Raw genomic sequence first — 25,637 nt, 5'->3', positions numbered from 1 at the left:
GTTTCGCTCCGTTGTCAGATTGTTGTGGCCGTCGGGGACCAGCTCGCCAGCCCGTCAACCGCCTGTTGGGTAATCGAGATCGCCTGTTCGGTGGTCTCCTCGCGCCAATGCGAGGACACCGGCACGAAGCAGTCTTGGAGATCGGCGCGCAGCAGGCGGACGCGCTCGCTGTCGGGCTCGGCCTTGAATTTCAGCCATTGATCGAGCCGCAGCGCGCGGCGAACTTTCATGCCGCGGGTGCCGAATTCGATCACCGCGCCGACCATCGGCCGAGCGCCAAGGAATTGCGTCATGCCGTGAAACACCAGGCCCTGATAATTCGGCCGGGCCAGGCTGTGCGGCTTCTGGCCGACGATGCGCTCCTTGCCCCACCACCGCACCGCCTCGGCATGCAGCGGCCCCGCCTCGTCGTTGAAGCAGAGGAAGAACGAATCGGCCCAGTCGCCGATGCCGGTGTGCCAGTCGATGAAGCCGAGGCGCTGCGCCGCGCCGAGGTGATCGGCCACGATGGTCTCAAGCGTGAGGTTCGACCATTCGCGCTGGTCGCCGCCGTAATTGGTGCCTTCCGGAAACTGGTACTGGCCGCGCGCCTGGGCGTCGAACAGCGCGTCGGGGCCGTGCTCTTTTTGGAACACCGCGACCGCGGCGTCGTAGGGCGCCAGCGCCGCCGGGTTCCAGTCGCGCGGCATCAGCTCCGGATACAGCGCGGCGTAGCCCGGATTGGCCGGGTAAGGCGCGCCGTGATCGATGAAATTGCGGTTGAGATCGACGTTGTTCTCGGTGGTGCGGGTGCCGTTGGCGAAGCCGAAAGGGTTGAGCGCATGGACCAGCAGCGCCGAGACGCCGCGCGGCAAGGCGCGGGCGAACGAACTCTGCATCCAGCCGATCTGCGCCGCCGAGCCACTGAGGCCTTCGAGCCCGTGGGTGCCGCTGAGGATCACCAGCTGCGACGGGGCGCCGGCATCACCCAGCCTGGCCACATCGATGAACAGCTCCGCGCCATTCGGGCCGGTTGCGCCGGGATGCTTGTAGGAGGACAGCGCGGCACCGAGCTCGCTTGCGACGGCGATAAATTTGGCGCGGGCGCCCGCATAGTCGAGCGCGAAGCTCTTGGTGAAATCATTGCTGATCGCCGCGCTCATTCGGCAAATCCCACCGCCACATTGGCGGCCTTGGAATGCGGGACGACAATTCCGTCCGTCTTGAAGGGGGCGAAGAGAATCGCCGCGGCGCGGAGCAGCTCCTTGGTGGCGGCCAGCGATCCGACCCTGAATGTCAGCGCGACCATCCGGTCGGAGCCGTCCGGGCTGGTCAGCGCCGCGCCCGCGTAGGTCGCGGCCACAGTAGCCGGATCGAGCACGAACACCGTGGCGGCGCCGGCGCGGAACGACACGCCGCCCGGAACGGCGCTCAGCAGGCCGGGGCCGAACATCCGCTCATACAGCGCCGCGGTACGCGCCGGCTGCTGCGAGGCGATGACGAATTCGGTGATCCCGGTGACGCCGTTGGGATGCGACTGCCATTCCGGACGCCACACCATGTCGGGCGTATCGTGGTGGCAGAAGAAGGTACGGCCGTTCTGCACCTCGTCGCCGCTGACGCGGATCACCCGGAAGCGGGCGTCGTGGGCGCCATCGGCCAGCATCACCGGCCGGGCGAAACTCGCGGGCGTCTCGACCGGCACGCCGCGCTGCCGCATCGTCTGATAGACGCGATCGGCATCGACCGATTTGAACACCAGCCCGGTCAGGCCCGGCGGATGCGCCCACAGATCGGCCCGCATGGTCTCGCGGCCGGGCAGATAGCCGAGCAGCTCGAGATAATTGGTGTCGAAGATCGCCAGATGATTGCTCGACCCAAGCGTGTGATGGCCGCGCTCGGTCAGGTCGAAGCCGAGCCTGGCGAATTGCGCCTGCGCGTCGTCGAGGCCTCCCATCACATTGATCACCACGTGATCGAGGATCGGGACGATTGGGCTTCGGGCGTTGGATCCGTCACTCATCTGCGTTGCTCTTCCGATCGATTGCGTCTCGATGCCTTTGGTCGCGTCGTGGCGTGGTCAGGCCGCCTGCGGCGTTTCCAGCGCCATCACGAAGTCGATCGCCGCGTCGGCGTGCAGCGCGGTCGAATCGAACACTTTCAGGTCGGTGTGTTCGGGCCCGATCAGCAGGCAGATCTCGGTGCAGCCGAGGATGACGCTGTCGGCGCCCTGGGCTTTGCCGCGAGCGATGACGTCCAGATAGGTTTGTCGCGAGGCGTCCTTGACGACGCCCTGGCACAGTTCATCGAAGATGATGTCGTGGAGCGCGGTGCGGTCGGCCTCGCCGGGAATCACGGGGTCCAGCCCGAATCCGTCGCGCAGCCGCTCGACATAGAAATCCTGTTCCATGGTGTAGCGGGTCGCCAGCAGCAAAGGCCGCGACAGGCCCTCGGCCTTCACCGCCGTCGCGGTGACGTCGGCGATATGCAGCAGCGGGATCGACACCGCCTGCTGAACCTCCTTGGCCAGCTTGTGCATGGTGTTGGTGCAGATCAGCAGGCAGCTGGCGCCGCCGACCTCGAGGCCGCGGGCGATCTCGGCGAGCACATCGCTGGCCTCGTCCCAGCGGCCCTGCTTCTGCAGGCTGACGATGGCGTCGAAGTCGATCGAGCGCAGCAGGATGTCGGCGGAGTGCAGCCCGCCCAGCCTGGTCCGGATCTGTTCGTTGAGCAGGCGATAGTAAACCGCCGTGCTTTCCCAGCTCATCCCACCAATCAAACCGATCATTTGCATTTCTGCCGCCCGCTCTGCCTGAATGTCCGCGTTGGCAGAAAACTAGCAGCACGACCGCGCAATCGGATTGCGTATCAATGGCAGGTGACCGGGTTTCGGTGAAATCAGACTTCGGACTCGGCGCCGACAACGAAATGGAATTCTAAAAGAGAAATCCCGACCGATTTTCCATGCTCAAGGACGCCGCTTTGGAGCAATCCTGTCGCTGCCCGGCCGCACCGGCCATTCACGCCATCCGGCCTGATCGAGCGCCGCAGGATCCGGAACGCGAACATCGTTGGGTGTCGGGGGTCTCGGATCGGCGCCATCCGATCCCGGGATCGGAATGCGTGTGCCATGCCGCGCGATCGATAAATGGCGCTCCCTAGGAGAATCGAACTCCTGTTTTCGCCGTGAGAGGGCGACGTCCTAACCGCTAGACGAAGGGAGCGGGACGACAGGCTAATAGCCTTGAAACGCCGCCGCTGCAAGCCGTGCGGGGCGGATCGGGGCGGCGATCTTGGCCGCTCGGAATCGGTGGCGCTATGGCTCGGTGGCGAAGGTCAGCCGGCCGGTGGGCTTGAGGGTCTTGGCGTCGAAGGTGCGGATCTCGACCGCGCCGCCGACATCCAGCGTCAGCACCAGGCGGTCGCCGGCGACCGCGGTGGAGACGATCCGGGCGCCCTTTGGCAGCGTGACCGTGCTATGGGTGGCCGGGGCGCTTCCCCCGGCGCGGTAAAGCCGGTAACCGATGGCGACCAGCACGGCCGCGACCGCGAGCGCCGTGGTCAGGCCCGCGATCAGCATCATCCTGCGCACCCGCGCGAACAGCGCGGCTTGCTCGGGGGTCGGTTCGGGCGCATCGGTCTCGGTCATGCAACACTCTTTGGAACTAGGCGTTTTGGAACAAGGCTCACATTTGGAAGATTCGGCCGAACACAACGGGCAGCTGCTTGAGGTCACCGTTTCCGGCGAGGAGGGCTCGACCCGGCTCGACCGCGTGCTGGCGGTGTGCCGTCCCGAATTGTCGCGTTCGCGGCTGAAGGCGCTGATTCTCGCCGATCGGGTCGCGATCGGCGGCACCTGCGTCCGCGACCCCGCTTATCATGTCGCCCCGGGCGATACGATCACAATCGACGTGCCCGAAGCGATCGCGGCGGAGCCCGCCGGCGAGGCGATCGCGCTCGATATCATCCATGAGGACGACGACATCATCGTCATCAACAAGCCGCGCGGGCTGGTGGTGCATCCGGCCGCCGGCCATGAGACCGGCACGCTGGTCAATGCGCTGATCGCCCATTGCGGCGCCAGCCTGTCGGGCATTGGCGGGGTGAAACGGCCGGGGATCGTGCATCGGCTCGACAAGGACACCACCGGGTTGATGGTGGCGGCCAAGAACGACCGCGCCCATCAATCGCTCAGCGAGCAATTCGCCGATCACGGCCGCACCGGGGCGCTGCGCCGCGGCTATATGGCCTTCGTCTGGGGCGCGCCGAACCGGCAGCGCGGCACCGTCGACGCCCCGATCGACCGCCATCCCTTCGCCCGCGAGAAGATGGCGGTGCGCGAAGGCGGCCGCGAGGCCATCACCCATTGGGAAGTCCAGCAAAGCTTCAACGGCCGCGATGGCAAGCCGGTGGCGAGCCTGCTGGCCTGTACGCTGGAGACCGGCCGGACCCACCAGATCCGGGTGCATCTGGCCCATATCGGCCATCCATTGATGGGCGACGACGTCTATGGTCCGCATTTCAAGACCAAGGCCAGCCATCTCGGCCAGCCTGGGCAGGCGGCGCTGACCGGCCTCGGCCGGCAGGCGCTGCACGCCTTTCTATTGGTATTGGAGCACCCGCGAACCGGGGAGATCATGGAGTGGAGCTCCGATCTGCCCCGCGATCTGGCCCGTTTGCGGGGTGCGTTGACGGCGACGGAATGACGCAGCGTCTTCGCGAAACATTAGCTACGTCAATTGGTTATATCGCCGTCACAGCGACGTGACGGCCCGTGTGCTTCCCGCGGGCAAAATAAATCGTTTATATTGCAGATGCGTTGGATGTCCCAACGCGGAACATCGCAGCCCGGTCGGCTTTAGCAAAGCGGCCGTCTGCCTGGTCGCCCGATGTCGGGGACCTGAACCACTGGAGGGCGCTCAATGGCCCGTGCAGCAACTCTACCGGTTCTCAACGGAGAATCTGGGCTTTCTCGTTATCTCTCGGAAATCCGCAAATTTCCGATGCTGGAGCCCCAGCAGGAATATATGTTTGCGAAGCGCTGGCGCGAGCACGACGATCGCGACGCGGCGCATCACCTTGTCACCAGCCATCTGCGACTCGTGGCCAAGATTGCCATGGGTTATCGCGGTTACGGCCTGCCGATCTCCGAGGTGGTCTCGGAAGGCAATGTCGGCCTGATGCAGGCGGTCAAGCGGTTCGAGCCCGAAAAGGGCTTCCGCCTCGCCACCTATGCGATGTGGTGGATCAAGGCCTCGATCCAGGAATACATCCTGCGCTCGTGGTCGCTGGTCAAAATGGGCACCACTGCGAACCAGAAGAAGCTGTTCTTCAATCTGCGCAAGGCCAAGAGCAAGATCTCGGCGCTGGACGAGGGTGATATGCACCCCGACCAGGTCAAGCTGATCGCCAAGCGGCTCGGCGTCACCGAGCAGGACGTCGTCGACATGAACCGGCGGCTTGGCGGCGACGCCTCGCTGAATGCGCCGATCCGCGACGACGGCGAGCCCGGCGAATGGCAGGATTGGTTGGTCGACCATGCGCCGACCCAGGAAGCGGTTCTGGCCGAGCACGAGGAGCTCGATCATCGCCGCGCCGCGCTGAATGGCGCGATCGGCGTGCTCAATCCGCGCGAACGCCGCATTTTCGAGGCCCGCCGGCTCGCCGACGAGCCGATGACGCTGGAAGACCTCGCCTCGGAATTTGGCGTCTCGCGCGAGCGGGTGCGGCAGATCGAGGTCCGTGCCTTTGAAAAAGTTCAAAGCGCGGTGAAGACCACCATCGCCCTGCAGGAAGAAGCCACGCTGCAAGTCGCCCACTGACCGATGCGCCGGCGGCAACGCCGGGGTTCAAGACCCAACAACGCGAAACCCCGCCGGCGACGGCGGGGTTTTTCGTTGGGGAGGGTTTGTTCAGCGGGTCCTGGTCTGCACGTCCGCCACTCGGAACCAGGTGGTTCAGGTCGCCCGTTTGGCGGTCGCTGTGTCGAGATAGGTGGACTGAGTGACCGGGTCGGTGACGACGTTCTTGATCTCCGCGGAGGTGCCCGAATTGCTCAGCTTGAATTTGGTGTCGCCAATCCGGAACGTATTATCCTTGATCAGCACCTGCTGATATTTCACCGTGCCGGCGCTTTCATATTTCACCTGCGCCCGGAACCCGGAGACATCGTTCACCGTGACGGCGAATTTCTTGCCATTGGCATAGGTGCCGGTCCAGGTGCCCTTATAGGCGTCGGGATCGACGGCTTTGTACGGCGTGCCGCTCGTGGTGTTCAGCCCGACGGTGCGATAGTTCGCCGCCAGAATGCTCAGCATGTCAGCCATGGAAATACTCCGTCGCGCGGTCAGCAATCGCGCCGCGCAATTCCGGGGCAGTACACGGCATCTCCGGTTAAGAGAGCGTTAATTGCGGCTTGCTGGCGGCCCGGAAGGGACTGCGTCAGCTGATGCCGGTCTCGGCGCCGGGCTTGGCGTGGACCGGCAGCAGCAGATAATGCACGCCATTGTGCTGCGCCTTGGGGAAGTGGCCGGCGCGGATATTGACCTGGATCGAGGGCAGCAGCAGCGTCGGCGCCTTCAGCGTCGCGTCGCGTGCCGTGCGCATCGCCACGAACTCCGCCTCGGTGACGCCGTTGCGCAGATGGACGTTGCCGTCGCGCTGCTGGCGCACCGTGGTTTCCCAGGCATAGGAGTCGCGGCCGGGGGCCTTGTAGTCATGGCACATGAACAGCCGGGTCTGCGGCGGCAGCGCAAGCAATTTCTGGATCGAACGATAGAGCTGATGCGCGTCGCCGCCAGGGAAATCCGCCCGCGCGGTGCCATAGTCAGGCATGAACAACGTGTCGCCGACGAACACCGCGTCGCCGATCTTGTAGGCGATATCGGCCGGCGTATGCCCGGGCGTATGCAGCACCTCGACGCTCAGCTCGCCGATCCGGAAGGTCTCGCCGTCGGCAAACAGATGGTCGAAGTCGCTGCCGTCGGTGCGCAGATCGTCGGCGTTGAACATCGGCCGGAAGATCCGCTGCACGTCCTTGATGTGCTCGCCGATTCCGACCTTGGCGCCGGTCTTGGCTTTGATATAGGGAGCGCCGGACAGATGGTCGGCATGGGCGTGGGTTTCCAGCACCCAGGCGATGGTCAGCCCCTCGGCGCGGGCCGCCGCCAGAATCGCATCGACCGATGCGACGTCCACGGATCCGTCACGGTGATCATAATCGAGCACCGGATCGATCACCGCCGCGACACGGGTCGCTGGGTCGGAGACCAGATAGCTGACCGTGTTGGTCGGCTCGTCGAAGAAGGCGCGGATCGTCGGGGATGAATCAGGCACTGGCGTTCTCCTAGGCACAACTGCTATTGACATTTATTGTCATATTGTAAATTAGCAATATCTAATATAAGAGGCTGCGATGTCGACCGCCACCATCGATCTGCCCCCCATCGACCTGCAGGACGTCGCGGCCAATGCGCGGCAGGTCGCGAATCTGTTGCGCGCGCTGGGCAATGAGCGCCGCCTGACGATTCTTTGCAAGCTGGTGGAGGCCGGCGAGATGACCGTCGGGACCTTGGCCGAGGCGGTCGGCCTCAGCCAGTCGGCGCTGTCGCAACACCTCGCCCGGATGCGCGACGAGCAGATCCTGACGTTTCGCCGCGAGGGCCAGACCCTGTGGTATCGAATTGCCGATACCCGAATCGAACAATTGATGGCGGAGCTGCACCGCCTGTATTGCCGGACCGCGCCGGTTCAGGCCTGAACGAAAGTCAGCTTCATGCCCATCGCCTCCCCCGACGTCGTGACCGTGCTGTCCGGCGGCATGGTCGGCTTTATCCTGGCGCTGATCGGCGGCGGCGGATCGGTGCTCGCGGTGCCGCTGCTGGTCTATGTGGTCGGCGTCAAGTCGCCGCATGTGGCGATCGGCACCAGCGCCATCGCGGTGGCGATCAGCGCCTTCGCCAACATGCTGTCGCATTGGGCGCGGGGCAATGTGCGCTGGCCCTGCGCCATCGTGTTCTCGGCCGCCGGGATCGGCGGCGCATTGGCCGGCGCCACCATCGCCAAGCAGATCGACGGCCAGAAACTGCTGATCCTGTTCGGCATGCTGATGATCGTGATCGGCGTGCTGATGTCGAAGAAGCGCGGCGGCGGCGGCGACGCCTCGATCCGGCTGAGCCGCGCGACGGCGCGCGCGATGCTGCCGAAGCTGATCGGGACCGGCTTCGGCGTCGGGATCCTGTCCGGCTTTTTCGGCATCGGCGGCGGCTTCCTGATCGTGCCTGGACTTATCCTGGCGACCGGCATGCCTCTCACTTTTGCGATCGGCACCTCACTGGTCGCGGTGGTGACGTTCGGCGCCTCGACGGCGGCGAGCTACGCGGTGTCCGGACTGATCGACTGGCGTCTGGCCGGCGTATTCATCGCCGGCGGCCTGCTGGGCGGGCTGGTCGGAATCGCCACCGGCAGGATCGTCGGCAAGCGCGACCGGGCGCTGCGCGGCATCTTCGCCGCGGTGGTGGTGATGGTCGGGCTCTATGTCTGCTATCGCGGCGTGATGTATTTCCTTTAGCCTCATCGCATCCCCGCTCGCGCAATCCGTCGGCCAGCGGACAACATCAAATTTGCGGTCGTTCCGGGTCGCGAACTCGTCAGGCGAGCGAACCCGGAATCTTGCGGCCGGCACAGCGCGTCAGCGAGATTCCGGGTTCGCTCGCAGCTATCGCTGCTCGCGCCCCGGAATGACAACATCCGCGGTCGACCAGCTGACTGCGCTGCCTGCGATACTCTGCAGCGACACGATCAGCTGAAACATCCACTCATCCTCTGCGACAGTGCGTCTCAGGCGAGACTGCTGCGATGAAGCACGACTGTCATGGTGCACGGGTATTTCGGTGATGGTTCATCATCGCCTGAGTGATGCAGCACCCGCAACGGATCGCGGTCGCGCGTTGCATCTCTCGGCAGGCTTCGACTCCGCAGTGAAAGGTCCCTTTATGCGCAACACCATGCTGACTACGTTTGCTTCCGCACTGATCGCACTCGCTTCCGTCACCGTTGCGGCGGCGGCCGATGGCGCCGTCGACAATAGCGCGCTGTCGTCATCCGAATTCCGCGACCATGCCAGGACCTTCGGTCTGGTCTACACGCTGCCCAAAAACGTCAACGACGTGTTGGACGCGACCATCCGGGGCCCGCTGAAAGAAAAGCTGCTGAACGCGAAGCTCGATACCGAAGCGCAGATGCCCAACATTCCGCATATCACCGTGATGCACATCCACAATGCCGATCCGGCGACGCCCGAGAAGATGCTGGCGGCGCTGCCGAAACTGCCGTCGGCGCTGAACGTGACGCTGAAGAAATTCTCCACCACCGTCGCCGCCAAGGGCGTCGACCGTCCGTGGTGGTTCGATCTCGGCGTGGTCAAGGAAGGCAACGACTTCGAGCAGATGCTGGCGTTCAGCACCACGGCGACCGCGGCGCTGGCGCCGCTGCGCGACGGCCCGCTGCCGCGCTGCACCGGACCGGTCTATGCGGCGATGAGCGACGCGGCGAAGGATCTGGTGCGTACCGTCGGCGTCAGCGGCGTCAACACCGTCAAGGACGGCAAGGAGTTGCGCTCGCACAATCCGCACACCACGCTGGTCTACAGCATGACCAATCTGACCCCGGAATTGCGGGCGCAGATGGATCAGGCGGCCAACGAGTTCAACCAGATTCTCCCCGATGGCATCGACGCCACCCTGAAGTCCGTGTCGATCGTCGAGATCGGCTTTGCCGGCAACGTGCTGCGCGAGATCTATCGGATCAGCCTCGAGGACGGCTCGGTGCTCAACGTCGCAACCGGCAAGATGGCGTCCCTGAAGTAAGCGCGGGCCCTGACTGCCCGGCAACGGGCGGTCGATCCGGCTCACGAAAAAGGGCGGCTCGATGATGAGCCGCCCTTTTGATTAGTCGTTGGTCTGTCCGATGACAGCGACGAGTGCGGTGTTACTCCGCCGCGATCTTGACGTCAGGCGCCGCGGCCAGGACCTCGGCGTCGACCTGGGCTTCGAACTTGGCAAAATTCTTCTGGAACATGCCGACCAGTTTGCGCGCGGTGGTGTCGAACGCGGCCTTGTCGGCCCAGGTCTTGACCGGATCGAGGATATCGCTCGGCACGCCCGGCAGCGCGGTCGGCACCGCGAAGCCGAAATATTTGTCGGTGCGGAATTCGACGTTACGCAGCGAGCCGTCGAGCGCCGCGGTCAGCAGCGCGCGCGTCACCTTGATCGGCATGCGATGGCCGGTGCCGTAGATGCCGCCGGTCCAGCCGGTATTGACCAGCCAGCAATCGACATTGTGCTTGGCGATCAGCTCGCGCAGCATGTTGCCATAGACCGACGGATCGCGCGGCAGGAACGGCGAGCCGAAGCAGGTGGAGAATTCCGGGGTCGGCTCGGTGACGCCGCGCTCGGTGCCGGCGACCTTGGCGGTGTAGCCGGACAGGAAGTGATACATCGCCTGCGCCGGGGTCAGTTTGGCGATCGGCGGCATAACTCCGAAGGCATCGGCCGCCAGCATCACCACATTCTTGGGCTGGCCGGCGCGGCCGGTCAGCGAGGCGTTGGGGATCGATTCCAGCGGATAGGCCGAGCGGGTGTTCTCGGTCTTGGAGCCGTCATCGAAATCCGGCTTGCGGGTCACCGGATCGAGCACGACGTTTTCCAGCACCGCGCCGAAGCGGGTGGAGGCGGCGAAGATCTCAGGCTCGGCCTCGGCCGACAGCTTGATGCATTTGGCGTAGCAGCCGCCTTCGAAATTGAACACGCCGTCCTTGCCCCAGCCGTGCTCGTCGTCGCCGATCAAAGTGCGGTTCGGATCGGCCGACAGCGTGGTCTTGCCGGTGCCGGACAGGCCGAAGAAGATCGCGGTGTCGCCGTCGGGGCCGACATTGGCCGAGCAATGCATCGGCAGCACGCCCTTTTCCGGCAGGTAGTAGTTCAGCGTGGTGAACACGCTCTTCTTCATTTCGCCGGCATATTGGGTGCCGCCGATCAGCACGATCTTGCGGGTGAAGTCGATCGCCACGACGTTTTCGGACTTGCAGCCGTGGCGCGCCGGATCGGCCTTGAAGCTGGCCAGATCGATGATGGTGAGTTCGGGCACGAAGCTCGCCAGCGCCGCAGCCTCGGGGCGGCGCAGCAGCGTGCGGATGAACAGCGAATGCCAGGCCAGCTCGGTGAACACTCTCGTCTTGATCTGGAAGCTCGGATCGGCGCCGCCATAGAGGTCTTGAGCGAACAGCGTCTTGCCTTCGGCGTGCTTCAGGAAATCCTGATACAGCGTCTCGAATTGGTCGGCGGTGATCGACTGATTGCCGCCCCACCACATCGTCTTGTCGGTGTTTTCGTCGCGGACCGTGTACTTGTCCTTCGGGCTGCGCCCGGTGAACACGCCGGTATCGGCGCATAGCGCGCCGTCGCCGGACAGCACCGCCTCATTGGCACGCAGCGCGTGCTCATAGAGCTGCGGCGCACCGAGATTCCAGTTCACGCCCCCGAGATTTTTTAAACCGAATTTGTCGGCGCCAAAGGCACCATTATGCACGCCCGTCTCTTGCACGTAGAAGTCCTCCTCGAATCCGCGTTATCTCGATCGCGCGATTGCCGCCACGCGCGTCTGTCGCGGTAACCGTGAATATAGCCGGCCTGCCCCGGCGGGGCGACCTAATAGTGCCGTAGGCCGACTTTGCCAAGTCAACGCCCGATTATTTGGTTTATCCCCCTGTCACATTGCGCTGGCTCAACTCGGGGCCGCGTGCCGCACCCGATCAGCCATGCTTTTTAGTATGGCCCGCAATGCGGCAGGCGTGACGATGCGCTGACCAAAATCGAGCCGCAAATTGTTGGTTCCCGCCGCCAGATCGAGGCCGTCGGGATCGCAGCCGGTGCAGCGCCACTCGGCGGGCTCGGCGCCCAGCAGCCTGGTCGCGTAAAGATTCATCGCGCCCAAATGATCGGCATTCATGTGGTCGACCACGGATTGTTCGGCTTCCACCAGGCTTTCGGCCCCGGATAGGTCGGTGAGAAACTGGTTCGGCGCCAGATCGACGATGCGGCCGAAACCGGCGACCAGATGGGCGCCGGCGGGCTCGATCCGGAACAGCGAGAAATCCGTGAAGTCGATGAATTGCTCGGCGGCCGGATGGGCGTTGAGATAGCGCCGGCGCAGCAGCGGGGCGTCGGCGGCCCCGGCCTCGACCGCATTGCCCGCCAGCATGATCCGGGCGCCCTCCAGCGGGTCGCCGGCGCCGCGCTCGTCCAGCATCAGCGAGACCCGGGGGTCCGCCAGCAGGTTTTTGGTGTGCACGGCCAGGCGCGAGATCAACAGAATCGGCGCGCCGTCGGGATGGCTGGCCAGATTGGCCAGCGAGCAATAGGGCGCCCCGTCAGCGGTCATCAAAGTCGCCAATGCGCCCTGACGGCGGCGGCGCAATAGCGAGCGGGCGAGGGCGGCGGCGCTGAAATCGGGGGTCGGCTGCATCGTTCAGATCTGCCATTTCATTGCAAAACAGGCCTTTTGCGAGCAAAAACAAGGTCTATATGGGGATTGAGCCGCGTCCAACCGCGGTTATCGGGAACCGGCCACATTTCAGCCCAGCTTGCATTGCTCGTTGACTGTGCTCTTAAGGCCACCTCAGACGAACGGCGAACTGCCGAATCGATTCACTTGACTGACTCGCCACCCCGTTTCGAAAGCAGGCTCATGCCCACCATCGCCCTGGTCGACGACGACCGCAACATTCTCACATCCGTTTCGATCGCCCTGGAAGCCGAAGGCTACCGGATCATGACCTATACGGATGGCGCGTCGGCACTGGACGGCTTCCGCACCAGCCCGCCGGACCTTGCGATCCTCGACATCAAGATGCCGCGGATGGACGGCATGGAGACACTGCGGCGGCTGCGGCAGAAATCCGACCTGCCGGTGATCTTCCTGACCTCCAAGGACGAGGAGATCGACGAATTGTTCGGCCTCAAAATGGGCGCCGACGATTTCATCCGCAAGCCGTTTTCGCAGCGCTTGCTGGTCGAACGGGTCAAGGCGGTGCTGCGTCGCGCCGCGCCGAAGGATCCGACCGCCGCACCGAAGGAAACCGACGCCAAGGCGCTGGATCGCGGCCTGCTGCGGATGGATCCGGAGCGCCACACCTGCACCTGGAAGAACGAGCCGGTCACCCTGACGGTGACCGAATTCCTGATCCTGCAGGCGCTGGCGACCCGCCCCGGCGTGGTGAAAAGCCGCAACGCGCTGATGGACGCCGCCTATGACGACCAGGTCTATGTCGACGATCGCACCATCGACAGCCACATCAAGCGGCTGCGCAAGAAGTTCAAGGTGGTCGACGACGATTTCGAGATGATCGAGACGCTGTATGGCGTCGGCTATCGGTTCAAGGAAACCTGAATCCCGTGAAACGGCTCTGTGAGCGCGCCGGCCCCTTCAAGAACTGACGGGCCGGCCGCTTTAGGGTAGAATGCGCCTGCGACCTATCGCAAACAACCGGGCAGTTTTGGCCATTGCTTGATCGCCCCCCGCTTGATCCTGACCTCGACACCGGGGCGGATGCGCCCGATGGCGCGGACGCCGCCGTCAAGAAGCGTGGCTGGTCGCGGCCACGCCCGATGCGCTGGCTGCGTCGCGCCGGACAGTTTTTCTTTGCGCTGAGCTTCTCCAGCCTGACCCGCCGGATCGTGTCGCTGAACCTCGCCGGCCTGATCGCGCTGGTGGCGAGCATTCTGTATCTGTCGCAATTCCGCGCCGGGCTGATCGACGCCCGCGCCCAGAGCCTGCTGGTGCAGGCCGAAATCATCGCCGGCGCGATCGCCGCCTCCGCCACGGTCGAGACCAACGCCATCACCATCGACCCGGACCGGCTGCTCGACCTCAAGCCCGGCGAGAGCTACGGCCCGGCCGACGAATATGCGGTGCTGGATTTTCCGATCAATCCGGAACGCGTGGCGCCGGTGCTGCGGCGGCTGATCTCGCCGACCAAGACCCGCGCCCGCATTTACGACCGCGACGGCGTGCTGATTCTGGACAGCCGCAGCCTGTATGGCCGCGGCGACGTGCTGCGCTTCGAATTGCCGCCGCCGGCCCAGGAAAAGCCCGGCTTTGTCGAAAAGGCCACGATCGCGATCCGGACCTGGCTCAATCGCGGCGACCTGCCGCTGTATCGCGAATTGGGCCCGGAAAACGGCAATGGCTATCAGGAAGTCGCACAATCGCTGAAGGGCCAGAAGAGCTCCATGGTGCGAATCAACGACCGCGGCGAGGTGATCGTCTCGGTCGCGGTCCCGGTGCAGCGGTTTCGCGCCGTCCACGGCGCCCTGATGCTCTCCACCCAGGGCGATGACATCGATCAGATGGTGACGGCGGAGCGGCTGGCGATCCTCAAAGTGTTCGGCGTCGCCGCCGCGGTGATGCTGGTGCTGTCGCTGCTCTTGGCCTCGACCATTGCGGGCCCGGTGCGGCGGCTGGCCGACAGCGCCGAGCGGGTCCGCCGCCGCATCCGCACCCGGGTCGAAATTCCGGATTTCACCAAACGGCGCGACGAGATCGGCCATCTGTCCGGCGCGCTGCGCGACATGACCGACGCGCTGTACAACCGCATCGAGGCGATCGAGCGCTTCGCCGCCGACGTCAGCCATGAATTGAAGAACCCGCTGACCTCGCTGCGTTCGGCGGTCGAGACCCTGCCGCTGGCCAAGACCGCCAATAGCCGCTCCCGTCTGCTGGCGGTGATCGAACACGACGTCAAACGGCTCGACCGGCTGATCTCGGATATTTCCGACGCCAGCCGGCTCGACGCCGAATTGCAGCGCCAGGACGTGGCGCCGGTCGATCTGCGGCGGCTGCTGACCACCTTGACGCTGGTCGCCAACGAAACGCGGCTCGGCAACAACGCCGCGGTCGACGTCCGTTTCGACGGCGCCGACCATGACACCTTCTCGGTGCCGGGCCATGATTCGCGGCTCGGTCAGGTGATTTCCAATCTGCTGATGAACGCCCAATCCTTCTCCAGGCAGGGCGGCCGGGTCGGCATCGTCTGCCGCCGCCGCAAGACCGAGATCGAGATCGTGATCGACGATGATGGGCCGGGCATCGGCGAAGACGCGCTCGAGAAGATCTTCGAGCGCTTCTACACCGACCGGCCGCATCAGGGTTTCGGACAGAATTCAGGTCTCGGCCTGTCGATCTCCAAGCAGATCGTCGAGGCCCATGGCGGCCGGATCTGGGCCGAGAACCGGGCCGGGCCGGCCGACGCCGACGGCGAAGCCACCGTGGCCGGCGCCCGCTTCATCGTCCGGCTGCCGGCGACATGAGCGCCGACGCGCCCGGGCCCGGCCCAAGCGTGCACGCCGCCGCCGTGCTGATCGGCGATCGCGCGGTGTTGATCCGGGGCGCATCCGGGACCGGCAAATCGCGGCTCGCCTTCGAATTGATCCTCGCCGGCCGCGCCGGACAGATCCCGCCGGCGGTGCTGGTGGGGGATGACCGGGTGACGCTGCAACGTCGGCGCGACACCGTTATCGTTCGCCCGGTGCCAGCGCTGGCCGGTCTGATCGAAATTCGTGGGTTGGGGATCCGCCGCTGCGATTACGCCGCCGAGGCGGTGCTCGGGCTGGTGGTCGATCTGGCGGCTGCGGACGCCGATCGCCTGCCAGCGACGGCAGCCTCGTCGATAATCCTGGAGGGCGTCCAATTGCCGCGGGTTGCGGTCGCCGCCGACTGGTCCGCGCTACCTCTGGTAGCGGGCTTTCTGACGACAACCGACGCTGTGGCCGCAACACCAGTATCCGGCGATTGTGAGAAGGGAATTGGTAACCATATAAGTCCCACACTCGAGTCCGAATAGACCCGCGCTGTCTCCCAAATGTGTCGCATTTGAGGGAGAAACGCGAAGACCCCTCTTGCATAGGGGCTCTGGATGGTCAAAGTGACCCGTTCGCGCGGTGCACCACAGGCGCCCGCGAGGAGTTTCCGATGATTGGTCTAGTACTTGTGACCCATGGGCGCCTGGCCGACGAGTTCAAGGCGGCGCTGGAACACGTGATGGGCCCGCAAAAGCAAATTGAGGCTGTCACAATCGGCGCCGAAGACGACGCCGATCTGTGCCGTAGCGACATCATTGAGGCCGTCAACCGCGTCGATAGCGGCGACGGCGTCGCGATTCTGACTGACATGTTCGGCGGCACGCCCTCCAATCTGGCGATCTCCTGCATGAGCCGCCCCAAGGTGGAAGTGCTCGCGGGGATCAATCTTCCAATGTTGGTGAAACTCGCCAAGGTCCGCGAGGAGCGGCCGCTGCCCGACGCCATTGCGCTGGCGCAGGAAGCCGGCCGCAAATACGTCACCATCGCCAGCCGGGTCCTCGCCGGAAAATGACCGCCAAGCCCGACCCGATGGTTTCCGCGGACGGCAGCGCGGCTCAGGACGGTGGATCTTCCACCGAGCCGGTGGCGCGCGAGATTCCGATCATCAACAAGCGCGGCCTGCACGCGCGGGCATCGGCAAAATTCGTCCAGATGGTCGAGCGCTTCAACGCCGAGGTCTGGGTCACCCGCGGCGGCGAGACCGTCGGCGGCACCTCGATCATGGGTCTGATGATGCTGTCAGCCGGGATCGGGACCTCGGTGGTGGTGTCGGCGGTCGGACCGCAGGCGCAGGAGGCGGTCGACGCCTTGACCGAACTGCTCGGCACCCGGTTCGGCGAAGAAGAATAGATCCCGAAGCGTCGTTTGAGCCTGACCTTTTCCGAAACCGCGATCCACTTTTCGGAATCGTGCTCTATCGCTCATGATTTCTGTCGTTCCGGGGCGCGGGCAGCCGTGCCGCGCGCGAAGCCGGGATCGCGCCGAGACGTCCTGCCTGACCGAAAAACTGCAATCGACAGCGATTACTTCGCGACGGTCGGCTGCACGATCATGAACACGTCGCGCAGCGCCTTGCCTTCGATCCCGAACAGAGACCGCGTCACCCGGACCTCGCCACGTCGGATCTCGGGCTGATCCGCCGCGATCCTGCTGGCGATGGCGAGGCAGCCGGCGTCGGTGGCTGGGCAGACCAGCACCGCGCCATGGGCGTGCGCGGCGGCGGCGATCGCCGCGATATCGTCGTGCTCGAAGGAGCGCGTGCGGGCTCGCAGATAATAGGCCGTATTGGCCGCCAGCACGGTGTCGCCGGCGACCAGCGGAATCGGCAGGTCGCTGCGCAGCCGCCATTCGCGGGCGATATGGTCGGCCAGCACGGAGGCATATTCGAACGAAGCCGGCGCGGTTCCGAGATGGATCGCGAGCGCCGCCGCCGGCGCCAGCGCCAGCATGATCAACGACAACAGCCCGGCGCCGACCGCGACGCGTCGCACCGCCTCGCGGCCGACGCTGACCAGCGGCGATGCCAGCAGCACGATCGGCAACAGGGTCCAGGACGGCATCGTCCACAGCGACGAGATCTGAATCCCGCTCAGCAAAGCGAGCGGCATCGGCACCAAAATCATCGCCAGCAGGACCACGAGCATCAGCCGGCGTTGCCGATCCGGCGGCGCCGCGATGTCGGCCAGCGCGTCACGTGAGGGACACAGCAGCCAATAGGCCACGACCAGCGGCAGCGCGGCGTAAGCCAGGGAGCCCAGCAGATAGATCAAGGTCGCGACGATATTATTGGTCAGGCCGCCCGCCGGATGCACCGATGTCGCATAGGCGAAGGACGAAAAATGGTGCTGCGCCAGCCACACCAGATTCGGCGCCAGCACGGCGCCGCCGACCAGGATCATCAGCCAGGGCGCCGGCGAGCGGAAGAATGCGGCGCGGCGCGGATCGGTCAGGGCGGCGAGCCCGAGCGCGGCCACCAGCACGATCGACCAGTATTTGCCCAGCATGGCGAAGCCGGTGAACAGCCCCGCCAAGGCCGGCCACAGCAGGCTCGACTTCCGGCCCGGCGCCTCGAAGGCGCGCAGGAAGCAATGGATCGCCGCCGCCCAGAGCGGCAGCAACACCGAATTGGCGTTGTATTTCAGCGCGATGAAATTGAAGAACGGGATCAGCGTCAGCAGCGCCAGGCCGAAGACGGCCTTCTCCGGCGACATGTAGCGCCGCATGGTGCGCCAGGCGATATACAGGGTCAGCGCGATATTGGCGGATGCCAGCACGTGGAACATGAGGTCCGACACCGGGAACAGCGTGAACCACAGCCTTGTCACCAGGGCGCTGAACGGCGGATGCTTGTCGTAGCCGAACGCCAGATTCCGCGACCAGCCATAGAGCTCGGTGACGTCGGCATGTAGGTCGCGCGGCAGCGTCGCGATGGTCCGGTAGGCGGTCCAGATCGCCGCATAGACCGCAAGCGTCAGGACAACGGTGCGCTCCTGCCGCAGCGGATCGACCAGGGCATCGATCCAGCGCGTGATCCAGCCAGGCCGAGGACGGGACAGGGCAATCGAACTCATCCGGGAGGCGACTTTCGCAGAATGGACGGTGGACAGGATATGGTTCGGATTGGGCCGTCAAGCGCCGCCCCCCGTAATTGCGATGAGTTGATCGACTTCAGGCCGGGATGCCGTCTTCCGGTCCACGAACACCTTCGCCGCGCGCTGGCCCCGAACCGGCCGGGAAGACGTGCCAGCCCGCTGTGGCGCGCTTAACGGCGGCTTGTGGGCCCGATTGCCTTGCCGCCCCTCAGCGCCAATGCTATCCCGCGCGGATGACCGCCATTCCGATTACCAACATCCGCAACTTCGCGATCGTGGCCCATATTGACCACGGCAAATCGACGCTGGCCGACCGGCTGATCCAGACCACCGGGGGGCTGCAGGCGCGCGAGATGAAGGAGCAGGTGCTGGACTCGATGGATATCGAGCGCGAGCGCGGCATCACCATCAAGGCGCAGACCGTGCGGCTGGCCTATCCGGCCAAGGACGGCAACACCTACATCCTGAACCTGATTGACACCCCCGGCCATGTTGACTTCGCCTACGAAGTCTCCCGCTCGCTGGCGGCCTGCGAAGGCTCGCTGCTGGTGGTCGACGCCTCGCAGGGCGTCGAAGCCCAGACCCTGGCCAATGTCTATCACGCGCTCGACGCCGGCCATGAGATCGTCCCGGTGCTGAACAAGATCGATCTGCCGGCCGCCGAACCCGACCAGGTCAAGCAGCAGATCGAGGATGTGATCGGCATCGACGCCTCCGACGCGGTGATGATCTCGGCCAAAACCGGGATCGGGATCGACCTGGTTCTGGAGGCCATCGTGCATCGGCTCCCGGCGCCGAAGGGCGACCGCGAGGCCTCGCTGAAGGCGCTGCTGGTCGATAGCTGGTACGACGTCTATCTCGGCGTCGTGGTGCTGGTTCGAATCGTCGACGGCGTGATGAAGAAGGGCCAGCGGATCCGGATGATGGGCACCAACGCCGCCTATGATCTGGAACGGGTCGGCGTCTTCACCCCGAAGATGACTCAGACCGACGAACTCGGCCCCGGCGAGATCGGCTTCATGACCGCCGGCATCAAGGAAGTCGCCGACACCCGCGTCGGCGACACCATCACCGATGATAGGAAGCCGATCACCGAGATGCTGCCCGGCTTCAAGCCGGCGATCCCCGTGGTGTTCTGCGGTCTATTCCCGGTCGACGCCGACGATTTCGAAACGCTGCGCGCCGCGATGGGCAAGCTGCGGCTCAACGACGCCTCGTTCTCGTTCGAAATGGAGACCTCGGCGGCACTCGGCTTCGGCTTCCGTTGCGGCTTCCTCGGATTGCTACATCTGGAGATCATCCAGGAGCGGCTGTCCCGCGAATTCGACCTCAACCTGATCGCGACCGCGCCAAGCGTGATCTACCAGATGCATCTCACCGACGGCACCGAGATGGAGATCCACAATCCGATCGACATGCCCGACGTGGTCAAGATCGCCGAAATCCATGAGCCGTGGATCGAGGCCACCATCCTGGCGCCGGACGAATATCTCGGCGCGGTGCTGAAGCTGTGCCAGGACCGCCGCGGCAATCAGAAGGAGCTGACTTATGTCGGCGCCCGCGCGATGGTGAAATACGAACTGCCGCTCAACGAGGTGGTGTTCGATTTCTATGACCGGCTCAAATCCGTCTCCAAGGGCTACGCCTCGTTCGACTATCACCTCACCGAGTACAAGGCGGCCGATCTGGTCAAGATGCAGATCCTGGTCAATGCCGAGCCGGTCGACGCGCTGTCGATGCTGGTGCACCGCACCCGCGCCGAGGGCCGCGGCCGCGCCATGGTTGAGAAGATGAAGGAGCTGATCCCGCCGCATATGTTCGTGATTCCGATCCAGGCGGCGATCGGCGGCAAGATCATCGCCCGCGAAACTGTCCGCGCGCTGCGCAAGGACGTCACCGCCAAATGCTACGGCGGCGACATCACGCGAAAGCGCAAACTTCTGGAAAAGCAGAAGGAGGGCAAGAAGAAGATGCGGCAATTCGGCAAGGTCGAAATCCCGCAGGAGGCCTTCATCGCGGCGCTGAAGGTGGATAGCTGAGGGGACGGCCTGACACCGAGTCCACCTGTCCGCGCGTGATGCCCTTTCGGGGCGGCGTTTGTTCGTCCGCTCCGTCGACTCCAGCGCGTCTACCAGCGGTCGGCTTCGCGGCAATGCCGTTTTGAGAACAAGTTCCCCGCCGCGCGTAAAATATACAGGTAGTCTTACCCGCCAGATTAGTAAACTTTCGTTAACCCTACGCATTCTAGCCTGATAATGCACCGCGCTATCTGGAGGCGACGTGGATAACATTCTGCATTTACGGCCCCGCCCGACGCCCGCAACGTTGATCGCTTGGCAGTTTCTTGGCCAGCCATTGCATCAATGGCCGAGATGGGTGCAGGCGGGCTGCATACTGCAGCGCGGTCCCAACGGGAAGCTGGAACTGCGCCACGAGAGGCGCAGTGGGGTGCAGATCGTTTATCTCGGCGAATGGCTGGTAAAGGATCTGGACGGTGGCGTTTGCTTCTACACCGACGCTGAATTGCATCGCGAATTCCTGGCCTGACCGCAACGACGACGCCCCGTTTGTGCCGACACCGTCGGGCACGGCTGCTTCCGTCTTGGTTTTTCCACAATCGCCTGCGAAGTTTTTGTTGCGCTCGCGTGAGTGATTTTCATTCCGTACTCTGTTTGAGACCGACGCGTACCCTTCCAGAAAAAACCAACCTCACTGCCTGCGCTTCCTCGATTTAAGCAAATCATTCAGGGAGTCCAACAATGGCAAGCGAAGTCAACGTCCAGCCTAGCCATGGCAAGGCCGGCCGGCATCCGACCCGTGCGTTTCTCGATAGCCTATCCGGTCATGACGATCCCGGTATGTTCGGCCGGATGTTCCCGGACCTGCGGCCGCTGGCGGTCGATGACGGCCCGCTGCAGGAACTCGCCGACGCCATGAAGGACGCAGCGCCGGACGATGCCGCCGGCGACAACACCAAGGTTCCCGCCGGATTCACCTATCTCGGCCAGTTCGTCGATCACGACATCACGCTGGATCTGACCTCGTTTGGCGACAAGGAGGACGACCCGAAAGCGGTGCGGAATTTTCGCACACCGGCGCTCGATCTCGATAACGTCTACGGGCTCGGCCCGGATGGCAGCCGCCATCTCTACGCCCGCAATCCCGGCGACGCCGACGGTAAGAATCCCGGTCCCAAGCTGCTGATCGGCAAGAACATCAATGTGCCGCTCGGCGGTGTCACCGGCGCTTTCCGTAACGATCTCCCGCGCAGTCCCGAAGGCTTCGCCCTGATCGGCGATCATCGCAATGACGAGAACCTGCTCGTCGCCCAGACCCAGCTGGCGATGCTGAAATTCCACAACAAGATCTGCGATCAGTTGATCGCGGCGGGTCGACCGGCGGACAGTATCTTCCTGGAAGCCCGCCAAACCGCAACCTGGCACTATCAATGGCTGGTGCTGCACGATTTCGTCGAGCGCATCACCGAAAAGGGAATCGTCGCCAAGATTCTCGAGCAGGGGCGCCGGTTCTACCGCTTCAAGACCACGCCCTATATCCCGGTCGAGTTTTCCGCCGCCGCCTATCGGCTCGGGCACAGCATGGTGCGACAGACGTATAGCTACAATCGAGTCTTCACCGAAGGCGCAATCACCCCGGCGACGCTCCAACTGCTGTTCACGTTCACTGGCTTATCGGGCGGAATCGTCGGCGATCTTGCGCCCAATCCGCCGACCGGCCCTACGCCGGTCTCGGCGCTTCCGAGCAACTGGATCATCGACTGGCGCCGCTTTCATGAAGTTCTGCCGAACAATCCCGCTGACGTCCCACGCAATGCCTCGCGCAAGCTCGACCCCTTCGTGGTCCCCCCGCTGCACACCCTGCCGGGCGGCGGCGGTAGTCTGCCGTTTCGCAATCTCAAGCGTGGCGTGTTGGTCGGCCTGCCGTCCGGCCAAGATATCGCCAAGACGATGATGATCAAGAATCCACTCACGCCGGCGGAGATCGCCAAGGGGCCGGACGGCGCGGTCGCCAAGAAGCATGGGCTGCATGAGCATACGCCGCTGTGGTACTACATTCTTAAGGAAGCCGAGCAGCGCGGCCGCGGTGAGAGGCTCGGTCCGGTCGGCGCCACCATCGTATCCGAGGTATTCGTCGGCTTGGTCCATGGCGACCACCAGTCCTATCTCTGGCTCAGGGGCAAGGACTGGAAACCGACGCTGCCGTCGAAGACACCGGGCGATTTCACCATGGCCGACCTGCTGCGGTTCGTCGGTGACGTCAGCCCTATCGACAACATCGCCGGCGTATAGGCTCAACAACTGGGCCACGATTTTCGGCCAGACTATCGCTGACCCTAAGCTAAAGCAGGATCGCAATTCGCCCGGAACACCATCCTGCTTTTTCTTGCCCCGCTCGACGATCAGACCAAATAGCATGCGCAACCTGAATGCAGCGCCGCGCAATCCGGGATGTGGATCTGATCAGCCCTGCCCCCCGCGCATTACGAGGCGCGGCGGGCGGATCGCGCCGGCGGCTTCGGAATCACCTGAGCGACCGCTGGTGGAGCGCCGGCAGAGACCATCACGTAAATTTTGCAACTATGGCGCCTGCCGGTGCTCCATTTGCGATCTGCGAATGACATCGGGAAAGGCGATCCGCGCCTTGGTCGAAGCGCCGCGGTCGGTTGACTTAGAGATGCGCTCGAAACACCATTGCGGCGAGGGACCGAGTCGAGCGCCGCGGGGGACACAAGATGGCTTACAAATTCGAAGTCTACAAAGACAAGGCCGGCGAGTTCCGGTTCCGCTTCAAGGCGTCCAATGGCGAGACCATGTTTGCGTCGGAAGGCTATGCGCAGAAGGCCTCGGCGCTCAGCGCGATCGAATCGATCAAGACCAACGCCCCCGGCGCTACGCTCGACGATCAGACCAAATAAAGCGACCGGCGCCACGACCGACGGGCGCTACAGCTGATCCCGAAAAAAAGTGGATCCCGGTCTTCGGAAAAGATCATGCGCGAACAAGAAGCTAGAGCGGGATGACGATTCGAAGATAAGGCATCCTGCGCTAGGGCCACGGCCGGCGATGTCTGCGGCCGGGCGGTATCGGAAGCCGCGAGACTCCGCAGTTGCGCCGATCCGCTCCCGACTTTGCGTCAGATCACGCGCTGTCATATTCAGACGGTGCATGATCGGGCAGCCAAAGCGCGGGGCCTGTAGCCAACCCTGCGCCAGCCAAGACGGTGTCATGATCAGCCCGGACCGACAGAACCCAAATCAAGCCATCGGCACCCGGCAATTGTCGGGCGCGCTGAAGATCGCGGAGCCGGATTTCGAGCTGCTGGATGAGCTGTTCCGCGCCAGCGAGTTGGAGCAGCAGGCGCCGCTGCTGGCCCGCGTGGTGCTGGAAGCCTTCACCAGCTATTACGCGGTGTCGCGGCGGATTCCGCAGCTGGTCAAGGCCGCGTTCGAGGCCCGCGACTGGCCGGCGACGGTGCAGCTGTCGCGCGACCGGCTGACGCTGTACACCGCCTGCCTCGATCAGCTGACGCCGTTGCTCCATGCCGGCCTGCCGGAATCCGCCAATGACGAGCGGCTGTGGGCGCTGGCCGAGGCCGAATTGCTGGCCGCGATCGCGACTCGCTACGAGGCCGATTTCGTGTTCGCGTTCTGGCAATCGCTGCGCCGCATGCTGCTGCGCAATGAATGGCGGCCGATCTCCTACGAGGCCGGCATCACCGCCAAGCCACGCGGCACCGCCCGCGCGGTGATCAAGACCTTTCCCGCCCGGATTCCGATCGAGCCCGGGGTGATCCATGACATCTTGGAGATGGCCGGCTTCACGGTGCCCGGTCGCGACACGCCATGGCGCGATCTCGATGGCGACGCCGCACGGGTGGCCAATGCGATTGCCGCCGCGCTGGAGCCGCTGGGGCCGCGCGATGGCGAGGCGGCGCGGATCGAGATGGCGAATTCCGGCTTCTTCCGCAATCGCGAGGCCTGCCTGGTCGGCCGCATCGTGCTACGCAGCAGCGGCGACCGGCCGTTGCGCAGCATCCCGCTGATGCTCGCGCTGCGGCACGATCACGACGGGCTGTCGGTCGACGCGGTGCTGTGCGAGAGCGACGAGCTGCAATACGCATTCTCGCCGACGCTGGCGAATTTCCACGTCACCAATCCGCATTATCACGAGCTGGCGCTGCTGCTCAGCGAGCTGATGCCGAAGCGGCCGCTCGGCCTGCATTATTCCACGATCGGCTTTCATCACCTCGGCAAGGTCGCGGTGATGACCGAGATCCTGAGCCATCACCGCCGCAGCAAGGAAAAATTCGATACCGCGCCCGGCCTGCGCGGCACCGTGGCGATCGCCTTCACGATGCCGGGCTCGGGCTATGTGCTGAAGATCATCCGCGACCATCCCACCGACGATTACAAATGGGACCGCTTCGAAGGCCCCGACAGCGTGCTGCGCAAATATCATCTGGTGCATGAGATGGACCGCGCCGGCGCGATGCTGGACAACATCATCTACACCAACGTCAAGCTGGAGCGCGCGATGTTCGCGCCCGATTTGCTCGACGAATTGCTCGAGGCCGGCATCGGCAATGTCAGCCTCGACCGCTCGGCGCTGGTGTTCCGCCAGCTGATCGTGCAGATGAAACTGGTGCCGCTGCCGCTGTTTCTGGCCAAGGCGTCGCCGGCCGAGGCGCGGACCGCGGTGATCAATCTCGGCCATTGCATCCGCAACAACGCCGCCGCCAATATCTTCAACCGCGATCTCGACAGCTCCAATTACGGCGTCAGCCGCACCCTCAAGGTCTATCTGTTCGATTACCATGCGGTCGAACCGCTGACCGACGTCACGGTCCACAACACCGCCGGCTGCGCCGAGGGCGAGCCCGGTCTTCCGCATTGGCAGTTCGAGCAGGGCGCGGTATTTGCGCCGGACGACATGGAGGCCGGATTGCGGATCGACGATTTCACGCTGCGCCGCGTGTTCCGCGATGCCCATGCGGATCTGCTGCGCGCCGATTATTGGGAAGCCATGCAGCGCGCCTTACGCGCCGGCGAGGTGCCGGAGGTGATGAGCTACCCAGCCGCGCGGCGCTTGCCGCGCTGAGGCGGCTGTCGCCGAGGCCGATTCATCAGTCG

Annotated in this window: 24 protein-coding genes and 1 tRNA gene; 15 read left to right on the top strand and 10 right to left on the bottom strand. The window is 64.4% G+C overall.

The features are described from left to right. Positions 1 to 14: 14 nt before the first annotated feature. The 5 genes from RBJ75_RS20565 to RBJ75_RS20545 form a co-directional block, all read right to left on the bottom strand. Positions 15 to 1,142 (bottom strand): M14 family metallopeptidase, encoded by a 1,128-nt coding sequence (locus RBJ75_RS20565; RefSeq protein WP_044416499.1) that lies wholly within the window; start codon positions 1,140 to 1,142, stop codon positions 15 to 17. Beyond that, entirely contained in the window at positions 1,139 to 2,002 is an 864-nt protein-coding gene (locus RBJ75_RS20560; protein WP_044416497.1) for a VOC family protein, read from the bottom strand. The genes RBJ75_RS20565 and RBJ75_RS20560 overlap by 4 nt, the downstream gene beginning before the upstream one ends. Before the next feature lie 57 nt (positions 2,003 to 2,059). Further along, positions 2,060 to 2,773: an aspartate/glutamate racemase family protein gene (locus RBJ75_RS20555; RefSeq protein WP_044416495.1), complete on the bottom strand. Its 714-nt coding sequence runs from the start codon at positions 2,771 to 2,773 to the stop codon at positions 2,060 to 2,062. 355 nt (positions 2,774 to 3,128) lie between these two features. After that, a tRNA-Glu gene (locus RBJ75_RS20550) sits at positions 3,129 to 3,203 on the bottom strand. Between the two features lie 92 nt (positions 3,204 to 3,295). Continuing rightward, entirely contained in the window at positions 3,296 to 3,628 is a 333-nt protein-coding gene (locus tag RBJ75_RS20545) for a hypothetical protein (RefSeq protein ID WP_044416494.1), read from the bottom strand. 43 nt (positions 3,629 to 3,671) lie between these two features. Between RBJ75_RS20545 and RBJ75_RS20540 the strand changes: the two genes are divergently transcribed. Further along, on the top strand, positions 3,672 to 4,685 hold the full coding sequence (locus tag RBJ75_RS20540; protein WP_234707514.1) for an RluA family pseudouridine synthase: 1,014 nt from the start codon (positions 3,672 to 3,674) through the stop codon (positions 4,683 to 4,685). Between the two features lie 216 nt (positions 4,686 to 4,901). Beyond that, positions 4,902 to 5,801 (top strand): RNA polymerase sigma factor RpoH, encoded by a 900-nt coding sequence (rpoH, locus tag RBJ75_RS20535; protein WP_044416492.1) that lies wholly within the window; start codon positions 4,902 to 4,904, stop codon positions 5,799 to 5,801. Positions 5,802 to 5,936: 135 nt separating this feature from the next. Here rpoH and RBJ75_RS20530 read toward each other — a convergent pair whose 3' ends face one another. Both RBJ75_RS20530 and RBJ75_RS20525 read right to left on the bottom strand, forming a co-directional pair. Next, on the bottom strand, positions 5,937 to 6,305 hold the full coding sequence (locus RBJ75_RS20530) for a hypothetical protein (RefSeq protein ID WP_044416490.1): 369 nt from the start codon (positions 6,303 to 6,305) through the stop codon (positions 5,937 to 5,939). Positions 6,306 to 6,420: 115 nt separating this feature from the next. Continuing rightward, positions 6,421 to 7,347 (bottom strand): MBL fold metallo-hydrolase, encoded by a 927-nt coding sequence (locus RBJ75_RS20525; protein WP_044416488.1) that lies wholly within the window; start codon positions 7,345 to 7,347, stop codon positions 6,421 to 6,423. 46 nt (positions 7,348 to 7,393) lie between these two features. Here RBJ75_RS20525 and RBJ75_RS20520 point away from each other — a divergent pair, with 46 nt between their 5' ends. The 3 genes from RBJ75_RS20520 (at position 7,394) to RBJ75_RS20510 (ending at position 9,845) form a co-directional block, all read left to right on the top strand. Further along, entirely contained in the window at positions 7,394 to 7,738 is a 345-nt protein-coding gene (locus RBJ75_RS20520) for an ArsR/SmtB family transcription factor (protein ID WP_044416486.1), read from the top strand. 15 nt (positions 7,739 to 7,753) lie between these two features. Then, positions 7,754 to 8,548, top strand: a complete 795-nt coding sequence (locus RBJ75_RS20515; protein WP_044416484.1) for a sulfite exporter TauE/SafE family protein — start codon at positions 7,754 to 7,756, stop codon at positions 8,546 to 8,548. Positions 8,549 to 8,984: 436 nt separating this feature from the next. Then, positions 8,985 to 9,845, top strand: a complete 861-nt coding sequence (locus tag RBJ75_RS20510; protein WP_234707537.1) for a hypothetical protein — start codon at positions 8,985 to 8,987, stop codon at positions 9,843 to 9,845. A gap of 121 nt (positions 9,846 to 9,966) precedes the next feature. Here the strand turns inward: RBJ75_RS20510 and RBJ75_RS20505 are convergent, their stop codons facing one another. Continuing rightward, positions 9,967 to 11,580 (bottom strand): phosphoenolpyruvate carboxykinase, encoded by a 1,614-nt coding sequence (locus tag RBJ75_RS20505; protein WP_276156455.1) that lies wholly within the window; start codon positions 11,578 to 11,580, stop codon positions 9,967 to 9,969. 180 nt (positions 11,581 to 11,760) lie between these two features. Next, positions 11,761 to 12,501: a HugZ family protein gene (locus tag RBJ75_RS20500; protein WP_044412751.1), complete on the bottom strand. Its 741-nt coding sequence runs from the start codon at positions 12,499 to 12,501 to the stop codon at positions 11,761 to 11,763. Positions 12,502 to 12,723: 222 nt separating this feature from the next. On the opposite strand from RBJ75_RS20500, the gene RBJ75_RS20495 reads away from it, so the two are divergent. From RBJ75_RS20495 to RBJ75_RS20475, 5 genes are all read left to right on the top strand, one after another. Continuing rightward, the gene (locus tag RBJ75_RS20495) at positions 12,724 to 13,425 is read left to right on the top strand and encodes a response regulator transcription factor (protein ID WP_044412750.1); all 702 of its coding nucleotides are present in this window, start codon (positions 12,724 to 12,726) and stop codon (positions 13,423 to 13,425) included. A gap of 113 nt (positions 13,426 to 13,538) precedes the next feature. Further along, on the top strand, positions 13,539 to 15,344 hold the full coding sequence (locus tag RBJ75_RS20490; protein WP_080901073.1) for a sensor histidine kinase: 1,806 nt from the start codon (positions 13,539 to 13,541) through the stop codon (positions 15,342 to 15,344). Beyond that, a complete protein-coding gene (locus RBJ75_RS20485; protein WP_044412749.1) occupies positions 15,341 to 15,877 on the top strand; it encodes an HPr kinase/phosphorylase in 537 nt (178 codons plus the stop codon). The genes RBJ75_RS20490 and RBJ75_RS20485 overlap by 4 nt, the downstream gene beginning before the upstream one ends. A 128-nt stretch (positions 15,878 to 16,005) precedes the next feature. Then, entirely contained in the window at positions 16,006 to 16,407 is a 402-nt protein-coding gene (locus tag RBJ75_RS20480) for a PTS sugar transporter subunit IIA (protein WP_011471077.1), read from the top strand. Further along, positions 16,404 to 16,745 carry an HPr family phosphocarrier protein gene (locus tag RBJ75_RS20475; protein WP_080901072.1) on the top strand — a complete coding sequence of 114 codons (342 nt, stop codon included), beginning with the start codon at positions 16,404 to 16,406 and terminating at the stop codon, positions 16,743 to 16,745. The genes RBJ75_RS20480 and RBJ75_RS20475 overlap by 4 nt, the downstream gene beginning before the upstream one ends. 173 nt (positions 16,746 to 16,918) lie before the next feature. Here RBJ75_RS20475 and RBJ75_RS20470 read toward each other — a convergent pair whose 3' ends face one another. Next, positions 16,919 to 18,466: a glycosyltransferase family 39 protein gene (locus RBJ75_RS20470; protein WP_044412748.1), complete on the bottom strand. Its 1,548-nt coding sequence runs from the start codon at positions 18,464 to 18,466 to the stop codon at positions 16,919 to 16,921. Positions 18,467 to 18,720: 254 nt separating this feature from the next. Between RBJ75_RS20470 and lepA the strand changes: the two genes are divergently transcribed. From lepA to aceK, 5 genes are all read left to right on the top strand, one after another. After that, positions 18,721 to 20,526: a translation elongation factor 4 gene (gene lepA, locus RBJ75_RS20465; protein ID WP_044412747.1), complete on the top strand. Its 1,806-nt coding sequence runs from the start codon at positions 18,721 to 18,723 to the stop codon at positions 20,524 to 20,526. 241 nt (positions 20,527 to 20,767) lie between these two features. Beyond that, the gene (locus RBJ75_RS20460; RefSeq protein WP_044412746.1) at positions 20,768 to 21,034 is read left to right on the top strand and encodes a hypothetical protein; all 267 of its coding nucleotides are present in this window, start codon (positions 20,768 to 20,770) and stop codon (positions 21,032 to 21,034) included. Positions 21,035 to 21,246: 212 nt separating this feature from the next. Continuing rightward, positions 21,247 to 22,797, top strand: a complete 1,551-nt coding sequence (locus tag RBJ75_RS20455) for a peroxidase family protein (RefSeq protein WP_044412745.1) — start codon at positions 21,247 to 21,249, stop codon at positions 22,795 to 22,797. A gap of 443 nt (positions 22,798 to 23,240) precedes the next feature. Next, positions 23,241 to 23,423: a YegP family protein gene (locus tag RBJ75_RS20450; RefSeq protein WP_044412744.1), complete on the top strand. Its 183-nt coding sequence runs from the start codon at positions 23,241 to 23,243 to the stop codon at positions 23,421 to 23,423. 310 nt (positions 23,424 to 23,733) lie between these two features. Continuing rightward, the gene (gene aceK, locus RBJ75_RS20445; RefSeq protein WP_044412739.1) at positions 23,734 to 25,605 is read left to right on the top strand and encodes a bifunctional isocitrate dehydrogenase kinase/phosphatase; all 1,872 of its coding nucleotides are present in this window, start codon (positions 23,734 to 23,736) and stop codon (positions 25,603 to 25,605) included. Positions 25,606 to 25,637 lie beyond the last annotated feature (32 nt).

Source organism: Rhodopseudomonas sp. BAL398, from assembly GCF_033001325.1.
GTDB lineage: Bacteria > Pseudomonadota > Alphaproteobacteria > Rhizobiales > Xanthobacteraceae > JARJEH01.
The sequence above is the reverse complement of the archived record's forward strand: the minus strand, read 5'-3'. Positions and strand labels throughout refer to the sequence as shown.